The organism is Ralstonia sp. VS2407 (genome assembly GCF_052950655.1).
In genome coordinates, this window is the sequence record NZ_JBRFVG010000002.1 from 561,276 (window position 1) to 573,691 (window position 12,416).

9 protein-coding genes are annotated in these 12,416 nt (G+C 62.9%); 2 read left to right on the forward strand and 7 right to left on the reverse strand.

The genetic code is table 11. From position 1 onward, the window contains the following. Positions 1-13: 13 nt before the first annotated feature. A complete protein-coding gene (locus tag ACU8YE_RS05640) occupies positions 14-547 on the reverse strand; it encodes an Mpo1 family 2-hydroxy fatty acid dioxygenase (protein WP_446928276.1) in 534 nt (177 codons plus the stop codon). A 148-nt stretch (positions 548-695) separates the two neighbouring features. On the opposite strand from ACU8YE_RS05640, the gene ACU8YE_RS05645 reads away from it, so the two are divergent. Together ACU8YE_RS05645 and fusA are read left to right on the forward strand one after the other, a co-directional pair. After that, on the forward strand, positions 696-1,427 hold the full coding sequence (locus tag ACU8YE_RS05645) for a Crp/Fnr family transcriptional regulator (protein WP_446928277.1): 732 nt from the start codon (positions 696-698) through the stop codon (positions 1,425-1,427). A gap of 128 nt (positions 1,428-1,555) precedes the next feature. Beyond that, complete coding sequence (gene fusA, locus ACU8YE_RS05650) at positions 1,556-3,658, forward strand: elongation factor G (protein ID WP_440077134.1); 2,103 nt, start codon at positions 1,556-1,558, stop codon at positions 3,656-3,658. Between the two features lie 54 nt (positions 3,659-3,712). Here the strand turns inward: fusA and ACU8YE_RS05655 are convergent, their stop codons facing one another. The 6 genes from ACU8YE_RS05655 to imuA form a co-directional block, all read right to left on the reverse strand. Further along, positions 3,713-3,922 (reverse strand): hypothetical protein, encoded by a 210-nt coding sequence (locus tag ACU8YE_RS05655; RefSeq protein ID WP_440077133.1) that lies wholly within the window; start codon positions 3,920-3,922, stop codon positions 3,713-3,715. A 6-nt stretch (positions 3,923-3,928) separates the two neighbouring features. Continuing rightward, entirely contained in the window at positions 3,929-5,086 is a 1,158-nt protein-coding gene (locus ACU8YE_RS05660; protein ID WP_232039335.1) for an SLC13 family permease, read from the reverse strand. Positions 5,087-5,227: 141 nt separating this feature from the next. Beyond that, positions 5,228-5,764 (reverse strand): helix-turn-helix domain-containing protein, encoded by a 537-nt coding sequence (locus ACU8YE_RS05665; RefSeq protein ID WP_414562393.1) that lies wholly within the window; start codon positions 5,762-5,764, stop codon positions 5,228-5,230. Positions 5,765-6,288: 524 nt separating this feature from the next. Next, positions 6,289-9,528 carry an error-prone DNA polymerase gene (locus ACU8YE_RS05670; RefSeq protein WP_446928278.1) on the reverse strand — a complete coding sequence of 1,080 codons (3,240 nt, stop codon included), beginning with the start codon at positions 9,526-9,528 and terminating at the stop codon, positions 6,289-6,291. Positions 9,529-9,535: 7 nt separating this feature from the next. Beyond that, the gene (locus ACU8YE_RS05675; protein ID WP_446928279.1) at positions 9,536-11,119 is read right to left on the reverse strand and encodes a Y-family DNA polymerase; all 1,584 of its coding nucleotides are present in this window, start codon (positions 11,117-11,119) and stop codon (positions 9,536-9,538) included. Further along, positions 11,052-12,008 (reverse strand): translesion DNA synthesis-associated protein ImuA, encoded by a 957-nt coding sequence (gene imuA, locus ACU8YE_RS05680; RefSeq protein WP_446928280.1) that lies wholly within the window; start codon positions 12,006-12,008, stop codon positions 11,052-11,054. The genes ACU8YE_RS05675 and imuA overlap by 68 nt, the downstream gene beginning before the upstream one ends. Positions 12,009-12,416 lie beyond the last annotated feature (408 nt).

The window sequence follows — 12,416 nt, forward strand, 5'->3', positions numbered from 1 at the left end:
CGGGGCGAGCAGCTCAGGCGGCAGCGTGCTTGCCGCCCATCGAGGCGCGCATGGCGTGCGAACGGCTGACCACCTCGTCGTGCAACTTCGCGCGCAAACCCAGAGCAAACGCCGTCTCGGCCACGAGGAACAGCGGGCCGATCACCAGGCCCGCCAGGTCATCAACAAACGCCGGCTTGCGTCCTTCGTAGTAGTGACCGACAAACTGGATGATCCAGCCAATCACGAACAGGCCAATGCCCACTGACAACCACGCTGCCGTCGAATGCGCGGCCACATGGTTGCCGGTCCATACGCAGACGCCGATCAGCGCAAACATCACTACGCCGAACACCGCATCCAAGCGCAGGTAGAACAGTGTCGTCAGCGCTAGCACGATCAGCGCGGGCGTCACGGGCACACCTAACAGGTCTGCCAGCACGGGCCGCGACAGCAACACCGCGACCGCCAGCACAATCGCCGGGACGCCGACAAAGTGCGTGGCAATATTGCGGCCGTCCAGGTGGTAGGCGGCGTAGTTGGAAAGATGGTCAGACAATGTCCGCATGAGGGCCTCCGGATTTTGTGCGTTTGCAGCATGGACGCTCCAGCCGCACGCTCGTTATGATCGTTTCATCGTAGTCAGTGGATGGCACCCTGCTCTGTCGCGTAGCCGACAAATTCCACGTTTCCGAAGCGCTCCTCAGTCGCCCCTCATGGACCACCCCGTCGCCACATCCGGCACGCTGGACGCCGCCTCGTACCGCGAACGCCTGCACGCCAGCAGCTGGTTCGGGACGTTGGACGCGACCTTGCAGGACGCATTGATCGACATTGCGGGGGTGCGTCGCCTGGGCGCTGGCGAGATCCTCTTCCAGCGTGGCGACGCACCCGACGGCCTGTACTGCGTGGTGGAGGGCACGATCCGCATCGGTGCGACGAGTGCGGACGGCCGCGAAGCCTTGCTGGCCGTGCTGGAACCGGTTAACTGGTTTGGTGAGATCGGGGTGTTCGATCGCCAACCGCGCACGCACGATGCCCGCGCCGACGGCAATACGACGTTGCTGCACATGCCGCAAGCGGCGCTCATCGCCCTGCTGGATAGCTCACCCCCGCTGCTGCATGCGTTTGCCTTGCTGCTGACCCACAAGCTGCGTCTGACCTTTATCGTGCTCGAAGAGACTGCCCTGCTGCCGGCCCCCGTGCGCGTCGCGCGGCGCCTGCTACTGATGGCCGACGGCTATGGCGACCTGCGTCTGGGCACGCGGCGTGTGCTGCACGTGCCACAAGAACAGCTTGCGCAATTGCTGGCACTGTCGCGCCAAACCGTGAACCAGGTTTTGAAGGATTTCCAGGCGCGCGGCATCCTCAGGCTGGCGTACGGAGAAATCGAACTGCTCGACTTTGCACGCCTGCACCAACTCGCATATGAGGGAGCAAGGGGGTGAAATCTCATCCAATACCCCTACATGCGATGGGTTAGGACCGATCCTATAATGTGTTCCCACTCGCACATTCGCCCTTCGCATGGTGCGGAGTCGGCGATGCGAGTGTCCTTCAACGGAAGAGAAACATCATGCCCCGCCAGACCCCCATCGAGCGCTATCGCAACATCGGCATCTCGGCGCACATCGACGCCGGCAAAACCACCACGACCGAGCGCATCCTGTTCTACACAGGGGTCAATCACAAGATAGGCGAGGTGCATGACGGCGCGGCCACGATGGACTGGATGGAGCAGGAGCAAGAGCGCGGCATCACCATCACGTCGGCGGCCACGCACTGCATGTGGCGCGGCATGGCCGGTAACTACCCGGAACACCGCATCAACATCATCGACACCCCGGGCCACGTCGATTTCACCATCGAGGTGGAACGCTCCATGCGCGTGCTCGACGGCGCCTGCATGGTCTACGACTCCGTGGGCGGCGTGCAGCCGCAGTCCGAAACCGTCTGGCGCCAGGCCAACAAGTACAAGGTGCCGCGCATTGCGTTCGTCAACAAGATGGACCGCATCGGTGCGGATTTTTTCCGTGTGGAGCGCCAGATGCGTGAACGCCTGAAGGGCAACCCGGTGCCGATCCAGATTCCCGTTGGCGCGGAAGACGGTTTCCGCGGCGTGGTCGACCTCGTCAAGATGAAAGAGATCTTGTGGGACGATGCCTCGCAGGGCGTGAAGTTCGAATACACCGACATTGACCCGGCGCTGCTGCCCATCGCGCAGGAATGGCGCGAAAAGATGGTGGAAGCCGCGGCGGAAGCGGATGAAGAACTGCTCAACAAGTACCTCGGCGGCGAAGAGCTGACCGAGGAAGAGATCAAGCGCGCCTTGCGCAAACGCACCATTGCCGGCGAAATCCAGCCGATGCTGTGCGGCTCCGCTTTCAAGAACAAGGGCGTGCAGGCCATGCTGGACGCGGTGGTCGACTACCTGCCTTCGCCGGTGGACATCCCCGCCATTGAAGGCCATGGCGAGAAGGACGAGCCGCTTGAGCGCCATCCCAGCGACAGCGAGCCCTTCGCCGCCCTCGCCTTCAAGATCATGACCGATCCGTTCGTCGGCCAGCTCGCGTTCTTTCGCGTGTACTCGGGCAAGATCAATTCGGGCGATACGGTCTACAACTCGGTCAAGCAGAAGAAGGAACGCCTGGGCCGCATCCTGCAGATGCATGCCAACCAGCGCGAAGAGATCAAGGAAGTGCTGGCTGGCGACATCGCCGCTGCGGTGGGCCTGAAAGATGTGACGACCGGCGAAACGCTGTGCGATCCGGAGCACATCATCGTGCTGGAGCGCATGGAGTTCCCTGAGCCCGTGATCAGCCAGGCTGTCGAGCCCAAGACCAAGGCCGACCAGGAAAAGATGGGGATCGCCCTGAACCGCCTGGCACAGGAAGATCCGTCGTTCCGCGTGAAGACGGATGAGGAATCCGGCCAGACCATCATTTCGGGCATGGGCGAGTTGCACCTCGAAATCCTGGTCGACCGCATGAAGCGCGAGTTTGGCGTGGAAGCGACCGTCGGCAAGCCGCAGGTGGCCTACCGCGAAACCATCAAGAAGGCCGCGGAAGACGTCGAAGGCAAGTTCGTCAAGCAATCGGGCGGCCGCGGCCAGTACGGCCACGCAGTCATCACGCTGGAGCCGAACGACGGCAAGGGCTACGAGTTCGTCGACGAGATCAAGGGCGGTGTGATTCCGCGCGAGTTCATCCCGGCGGTGGACAAGGGCATTCGTGACACGCTCAACACGGGCGTGCTGGCGGGCTACCCGGTGGTCGACGTCAAGGTGCGCCTGACCTTCGGCTCGTACCACGACGTGGATTCAAATGAAAACGCGTTCCGCATGGCTGGCTCGATGGCCTTCAAAGAGGCCATGCGCAAGGCCGGCCCCATCCTGCTCGAACCGATGATGGCCGTGGAAGTGGAAACGCCCGAAGATTACATGGGCAATGTGATGGGTGACCTGTCTTCACGGCGCGGCATGGTGCAGGGTACGGAAGACATTGCGGGCGGCGGGGGCAAGATCGTCAAGGCCGAAGTGCCGTTGGCCGAGATGTTCGGGTACTCGACCGCGCTGCGTTCCGCCACGCAAGGCCGTGCGACATACACGATGGAGTTCAAGCACTATGCCGAAGCCCCGCGCAATGTGTCCGAAGCGGTGATATCGGCCAAGAAGGTCTGACGTTTCTTGCGTCATCCACTGCGGCTGCCTAGTGCGGCCGCAGTGCTTTGTACGCTAGCCCGCAGGCAGGTTCTCGACGCAGTAATCGATGAACGCATGCACCTTCGCCGGCAGGGAACGACGCGACGGATACAGCGCGTACAACGCAAAGCGCTCGTCCGGCCAATCGGAAAACAAGTCGGCCAGCTGACCGCTACGCCACAGCGGTGCTTCCGTACCGAGCGCCATCATTAGGCTAGCTTTCGCGCCCGATTGGGATGCCATGCAAGCCTAGCGCAGCCACATCAGCCACGCGTACACGATACCCGCCGCAGCCAGTAGAAACGGCATCGAGTACGCATGAAACACCCACCAGGCGCGCCGGTCACCCAACATGCGCAACGCGATCAAGTTGGCCAACGAGCCAATCAGCGTGCCAAATCCGCCTACGCTGACCGCAAAGGCAATCATCGGCCAGTCATGCGAATACTCGGCCAGCAGGATCGCCGCCGGCACGTTACTGATGATCTGCGACACGCCAATGCCAGCCCAGTACAGATGCATTGGATTGCTCAACGCCAACGCGTCCAGCGCCTGCCGCACGACGCCAAGCTGCGCCACCAGCCGCAGGTCAATGAACATCAGCATGAACACAAGCAGGAGGCCCCAGTCCACCCGGGCCAGCACATAACGTGCGCCGATCAGGTACAGCCCGATTAACCCCGCAGCCGCGACCAGCGGATGGCCCAGATCGGTCAGCACGAGAAAAGGCACGTACAAGACAAGCGCCGGCACCAGCAGGCGCTTGTGCAATTCCACGTCGGTGGCTTCAGCATGCAGATGGATTTCGTGCGAGGCAAACGCCAGCCACGTCACCAGCAGAAGCAAAGCCATCAGGAGCACGACCATCGGCGTCATCTGCCAGACAAATGCGCCAAACGACAGCCCGGATTGATGCCACAGGAAAAGGTTCTGCGGATTGCCGATCGGCGTGAGCGCTGAACCCGCGTTGACCGCCAGCGCCTCGAATATCACCAGCCGCGCCACCGGCAGGTTGGCGACCTGCCGCAAACCGACGGTGAGCGGCACGATCACGAACAACGCCACATCGTTGGTCAGTATGGTCGACAGCGCCGCCGAAGCCGCTACCAGGCTGAGCGCCAGTACACGCTCGCTGCTGACGACTTCGACCAGGCGCCGGCCGAGCAACTGCAGCATGCCGCTGGCCTCTACCGCCTTGGTCAGGATGAGCAAACCGGCCAATGCGGCAATGGTGTGCCAGTCAATCAGCGCCGGATATTCAACGATGCGCTTGGGCGCCGCAAGCGTCAGGGCGCCGCAGATGGCCAACAGCGACCAGAAGAAAACGTCTTGTTTGAGGTGATGCCAGAACGGCGGATGTTGCGGTACGGCTTGCGCCATGTGCGTGCGTGGCGGATCGCCGAGCATAGGAAAGGAGAAGGAAACGTTAGCGCAAACGCGCACAAACCAACCGGGCGAGGTTTGCCCGGCCGATTGTAGTGCGACTGCTTCCTGCGCTCAATCGCAAGCCGGGCCCTTGCGTGCCCGGCCTATACCAGAATGATCCGCTTACGACTCGCGTGAACCCGAACCGCCGCCCGGGCGATCTGAGCCGCTCGACGAACCGCCGGCGCCCGGCCTGTCCGAAGACGTCATGCGCGAGCGATCCTCGGCGCCGCCGCCCGCATGCGGGGCACCTTGCTGGCCAGCTTGGCTGTGCGAGGCACCCGGGTGATAGGCGGACTGCGGATGGCGCTCCGGCCCGCGATACTGGCCCGCCAGGCCATGACCGCCGCCCGTGCCGCCCATCGAGCCATGCTCCGAACGCTCGTGGCCAGCTTCCGCTCCACCGCCCGCTTGCGTTGGTTGGGCCGGATGATTGGCAATCACGCGTTCAATCTCGGCAACGGCTTCTCGCGGCGCCAGAACGACCTCCAGTCCCAGCGCGCCGGCCACGGCCATCAGCGTCGACAGGCGGGGATCGGCACGACCGGATTCCGCGCGCAAATACGCTTCGCGAGAGATACCGGCCATCTTGGCGACATCTTCCTGTTTGAGCTTGCGCGACTTGCGCAGACTGTGTAACTGCTTGAAAGGCTGTTCCATCTGTTCGCTCCTGCACCTGAGATGGGAAACACCGCCGGGTCTGGACCCGATCGATGGGCTGAAAATATGCGGGTCGGGTGGCTGCACCTTCGTCCGCGGTCATACACAGCACGGCAACGGTGGCGGTTCTCATCTATGCACGCCGTTGCACACTTTTTGGGGCGGCCTCCGTGATGTGTTTTCTACAGAGTAGACGTAATTTCGACTGCACCCAATATTGACGCGTGATGAAAGCGCATCTCATCAACCCTGCTTATGGTGACAAGGCGCCTTGAGGGTCAGTTCCCTTACAGATGCCGTTTTCTTCGCTTGGCAGGCGGTTTTTGTGATGCCTCAAGCGCAAATCCTTGCACCCGCACTACGTTTCGTCGATCCGCGCTTGCCCTATCCGCCAATTGGAGGGTGCACGGCGGGAGAGAACCGCCTGAGCCCTCTGCATCACGATGGGGCGACTGCGCGTGCCTCTCGTCACGCAATTGCCGTGCCGAAGGTGACGCGGCGGTCAGTTGGCAGTCGAACAGGAATTAATGGAAGTCGCGGCTGAAAGTGGCGAGGCGCCCCAGAAGCGGGGTCAAATCCACCAGATGCTGAGCGACAAGGTGTCGGGTCTCTCGCTCACATTGCCATTTGCCGTAAACGCCCAGCAACTGGGCGTTTAGCACTTCACGTCGCTGACGCTCGATCAAGTGCGGCCAGAGGATGACGTTGATGGCGCCCGTCTCGTCTTCAATGGAAACGAAGATGGTGCCGTTGGCCGTGCCCGGCCGCTGCCGCACCGTGACAATGCCGCAAGCGCGTGCCAGTTGCCCGTTGCGATAGCCGGCCAGCGTGGCGGCGGTGGCAAAACGCATGCGTTCGAGCCGCCCGCGCAGCAGCCCTACCGGATGGCTTTGCAATGACAACCCCAGGCTGCCGTAATCCGCCATCACCTCTTCACCAATGGGAGGCGCGGGTAGCTCGAGCGGCGCCTCCACCGGACGCGCCTGGCGCAGCAGCGCGTGATCGTGGCCGGGCTCCTGCAGGGCGAGCGTTTGCCATAGCGCCTGACGACGGTGGCCAGCCAGCGGCTTGAGGGCATTGGCTGCGGCCAGCACGTTCAGGTCATGGCGGTCGAGCGCGGCGCGATGGGCGAGATCCTCCACGCTAGTGAATGGCGCCTGGGCGCGAGCCGCTTCGATGCGCTCGGCAGCCGGCTTGCGCATGCCTCGAATGCGATTCAAGCCGAGGCGGATATCGGGCTGCACCAAGCCATCTTCACCGGCCTCGCCATCGGCGCGGAGATGCAGCGAGCTGTCCCAAACGCTGGCCGTCACGTCTGCTGGCAGCACGCGCACATGGTTGCGCCGCGCCTCCTGCACCAGTTGCGACGGTGAATAGAACCCCATCGGCTGACTGTTGAGCAACGCAGCAAAGAACGCTGCCGGCTCGTGGCATTTCAGGAAGCTGCTGACATAGGCCAGCTTGGCAAAACCTGCCGCGTGGCTTTCGGGGAAGCCGTATTCGGCAAAGCCTTCCATCTGCTTGCACAGCGCTTCGACAAAAGCGGGGTCGTAGCGCCTCTTGACGACCATCGCATGCACCAGGCGCTCCTGATGCTGCGTGAGATTGCCCTTGCGCTTCCAGGCAGCCATGTCGCGGCGCAGGCGGTCTGCGTCATCTGGAGTGAAATCGCCGGCCTTCATGGCGATCTCCATCACCTGCTCCTGGAAGATCGGCACACCCAGCGTGCGTTCGAGCACGGCTTTCACCTCGGGACCGGGGTATGTCACACAATCGGTGTTGCCATTGCGCTTTGCCTCACGCCGCTGCAGATACGGATGCACCATGCCGCCCTGGATTGGTCCCGGACGAACGATGGCCACCTGGATCACCAGGTCGTAATACTCGCGCGGACGCAGACGCGGCAGCATCGATTGCTGCGCACGCGATTCGATCTGGAACACGCCGATGGTCTCGGCGCGGCAGATCATGTCGTAGGTTTTCTTGTCGTCATCGGGCAGGTTCTGCATGGCGAGCTTGGCCGTCGCGCCGTAGTGCTCGCGCCGTCCGGGCAACGCATCCACCATATCGAGCGTGCGGCGAATGGCAGTCAGCATGCCCAATGCCAGCACGTCGACCTTCAGCAGGCGCAGCGATTCGAGATCGTCTTTATCCCACTGGATGACTCGGCGGTTGTCCATCGCTGCGTTCTCGATCGGCACCAGGCGCGAAAGCTTGCCCTGCGCAATCACGAACCCGCCCACGTGCTGCGACAGATGGCGCGGAAAACCACGCAACTGATCCACCAGTTGCGCCCAGCGCAGCACCAGCGGCGATTCCGGGTCCAGCCCCTGCTGGCCTGCGCGCTGCGCAAATTCCTTACGGCTATCCCACCACGCCTGCCCCTTGGCCACCTGCTCGATGATCCCCAGATCGATGCCGAGCGCGCGGCCGACGTCACGCAGTGCGCTACGCGTGCGGTAGGTGATGAGCGCCGCCGCCAGCGCGGTACGGGTCACGCCGTACTTGTTGTAGATGTACTGGATGACCTCTTCGCGGCGCTGATGTTCGAAATCGACGTCGATGTCGGGCGGCTCATTGCGCGCACGCGAAAGAAAGCGTGCGAACAGCGTGTTGCCGCTGTCCGGGTTCACCTCGGTAATCTGCAGGCAATAGCACACCGCCGAGTTGGCCGCCGAGCCCCGTCCCTGGCAGAGAATTCCTTGGCTGCGCGCAAACTTCACCACGTCATAGACGGTCAGGAAGAACGGTTCGTAACCCAGTTCGGCAATCAGTCCGAGTTCCTCTTGAATCTGCTCGCGCACCTTCTTCGACACGCCTTTTGGATAGCGTCGCGCGGCACCAGCGAGCGTTTCGGCGCGCAGGTATTCGGTCGGCGTCATGCCTTCCGGTACGACTTCGCTCGGATATTCGTATTCGATCTCGTCGAGAGAAAAATTGCACAACGCCGCCAGTTCCACTGTCCGACGCAGGATCTTCTCGCCACGCTTGTCTGGATAAAGAAACGCGAGCTGCATGCGCGTGCGCATCGCCTGTTCAGCGCTGGGTGCAAGTTCCAATCCGCACTCCGAAAGCGGCTTCGACAGGCGGATGGCCGTCAGCACGTCATGCAGCGGCTTGCGTTGGCGCGTGTGCATCTGCACCCCGCCGGTCGCCACCATGGGCACATCGATCTGTTCCGACACCGCCGCGACCGTGCCGCGATGTCGGTCATCCGCGTGCCGTAGCGGCAACTCCAGCGCAATCGATAGCCGATCAGCGAACACGCGTTGGCACCACCACGCCTGCGCCAGCAATTGCTGCGGGTCGGGATCGTAATCGGGCAGCAGAATCGCAAGGCAGTCGGGCACGCCGCGCAGGTGAGCGAGTTCACCTTGGGGCGCGGCCAAATCGTCAGCCAGCAAGCGGTATTCGCCCTTGGGCGCTGCCAGCCGCGCGTGCGTGATGATCTCGCTCAGGTTGCCGTACCCCTCGATGTTCTGCGCCAGCAGCACCAGCCGCAGCCAGGGTTCGCCATCGGCATTGCGCACCGTAAAGCGGCTGCCGATGATGAGCTTCAGTTCGTGTTCCTTGGAAGCCACAAGCGCTCGCGCCGTGCCCGCCACAGAGCATTCGTCGGTCAGCGCCAGCGCTTGATAACCATACAGCTTGGCGCGCTCCACCAGCTCGTGCGGATGCGACGCGCCGGTCAGGAACGTGAAGTTGCTGATGCAATGCAGCTCGGCATAGTCGGGCAGAACGGAGAGTGGCGTGGCCGAAGTCATGACGTGCTTAGCCGAACAAGCCGTGCAGATACCAGCGAACGTCCTCGTCTGCCGCATTGGTTTTGCTTGCGGAAACGCGCTCGCGATACACCCAGTAACGCTCGCCTTTTTCTCCGGCGGCGATGAAGTAATCACGCTTGATGAGGTCGTCGTCCCACCAGCCGGATTCAATGCGCTCGGGCATCGACACCAGCCGCAACAGCCCGCGGTAATACGGATAGTGCTGACGTGTCAGCAGCGGGATCGGCTTCTCCAGCAGCCACAGCGGGCGCTCCGGCTGCTGCGCATGCCACTGCGCCAATGCCTGACGCGCGGTCGCACGGCTCTGCGCGGTGGTTGCGGCATTTACCTCGACCCAGTGGTTGGCGCGCTCAGGGCGATGGTCGGCACACGGCTGCGGGTGACGCACGTTCTCGGCACCCAGCCGGGCGATCAGCGTGTCGATCAGGCGTGCGGCATCTTCAGCGCGACCACCGGGCTCTGGAAACAGCGATTCCGTAGGCGGCGCGAGCGGCGTGGCGTCGGTCACCGTCAAACGCAGTTCGACCACCGGAGCGATCAGCGTGAGCCGATGCACACGTTCATGCAGTACCCGCGACAAGTGCGCCAGCGTGCGAACCGGCTGTGCCAGCGCGATCTCTACCGGAGTGGATGAGGCCGCCTCATTACTGCCCCGGCCACGCCGGCGTTCGTGCTCCAGCGTGAGTCGATACGTTTTGGCGCCCAATTGAAGCGCCGACAACCAGCCGACCAGCTGCAACAACAATTGCTCCGAGGCTGCCAGCACCCCTTCCGCGTTATCGATGCGTCCTGGCAATTCCAACGACACATCAAAGCGCAACGGCGCGGTAAACCACGTAAAGCTCTCGTGCCCGTTGCCATAAGCGGCGTCGAGCGTATCCACCAGCACCGGCCCGCAGCGCCGCCGCAGGCCGCTACGCGGCAACTCGCGCAAATCGCCCAGCGTTCGGCAGCCGAGGCCTTCAAGCCAATCGGGCCGCGTGAGTCGCGCCACCGCATCGACCGGCAATTGATCAAGCAACGCCGACAACCGCTCCTGCCGCACTGCCCTCCGCGCGCGCCCTTGACGTGCTGCCGTGCGACGACGGCCACGCATCGGCGCCGGTTGCGCACTGGCAAGCCATGCCGCACCGCGTGCCGTCGGCCCGGTGCCAAGCTGCGGCATGGCGCCCAACCGAACCGCGCAATACCTCACCGCCCGACACAGCGCGCGATGCCCGCCGAACAGCCGCAAGCTGGCCTCGACCTCTAGCAAAACAGTCGCCTCATCCACCACGTCCAACGTGACATGCGGAGTGAATGCCAGCAGCGCCAGCGCCAGCGATTGCAGCAACCGCGCCTCGGCGGCCGCGTCACGGTCAAGCTGTACAGCGTGCGGTACCAACGCCTGCGCACCTGCCCGGCGCAGGCCTGCGTGTACGCCTTCGCGCATCGCCAAACGGTTGACCGACACCACGCGCTCCTGCTCCAGCACCACCACCGGCAAAGGCAGCGCGGCTGGGTCAGACCACCGGGGTCGAAGCGCGTCGAGTGGGAGACGGGGCAGATGCACCGCGATCCAGAACGGCATGATCGAGAGTGTTTGGATCGGAAACGTCCGACAAAGCGTCGAACGTCACAGAAGACGAAGGAGATGAAAGCGCGGCGAGCAAATTCGCCGTGGCCGGATCCATGATGAACGGCTCGACGGGCGGTACAGGCAACGGACGCACAGAAGCGCGACCGGCCCGAAGCGGGTCGGCCAACGGTAGCAGCAACGGTGATTCACGCAACGGCCCGCGCCGCTTATGGAAAAGAATGGACAGCGCATCGGCGCCCGCCGGCTCCAACCCCAGCCGCAGCACCGCTGGTGACGACTCACGCTGCGCCTGTGCTGGCCTAAACACCCAAATGGCGCTCTCCCCTGCTTGGGCCAGCACCTGCAGCCTGCGCAACTCTCCTGAGCGTGCCCGGTTCAACCAGATCAGCACACCACCGAAAGCCTTGCTGCGCAGAACCTGCTCGGTTGCCCACAGAAGATCAGCCGGCTTGTCAGCGCGCACCCAAACGATTTGTTCAGGAGAGAAATCCCAGCCCGCCAGCCTCACTGCGTTCGGCAAATGCGGCGGAGCAATCAGCGCGATGCGCCCCGCGCTCGCGCACAGCGTAGACAACGCCGGGCGCAGCAACCGGCATTCACCAATACCGGATTGTGGACACAGCAGTTCGGTCAGCCCGCCGAGGGGCCAACCACCACCGGGCAACTCGGCATTCAGCGAGTCATATCCAGTGGCCAGAACACGCCCATCGCCTCGCGCCAGGCGGCCAGCGCTCCACAGAGCCGGATGTAGCGCCTCCGGTAATGGCACCGTCGAGGCTTTCGGCATGAGCGAACGCTCCCCAGACCCCGCGCATCCAGCGGGGACGGAGCATTCCGCCACATCTGTGGCAATGACAAGAGACGGGGACAACGCAAACATGGAAACGCCAACGCAAACCAACGGATACTGTATAAATATACAGTATCACAACTTTCCTTCAACTCGATCTAGTTTTGCTTGTGCGTTGCAAGGCAGCGATAGCAAACCTCAAAGCACCCGCTTGGAGGGACTTTGAAGTAGGCTTCGCCCAAACTGCTGGGGATGCCCGACAAAAAGCGTTCTATGAGCCACTTCAGGCCTTTTGTTTTTGTGCGAGGGGAGGGGGGGTGTTGCCGGGAAGTAGTTGGCAGATCGATGCAGGAAGCCGGGTGCAAGGCGTTCGCGCAAAGACAAACACCCCAGCTCTTTGAAGGGAGCTGGGGTGTTGGATGGGAGAGCCTGGCGATGACCTACTTTCACACGGGAATCCGCACTATCATCGGCGCGGAGTCGTTTCACGGTCCTGTT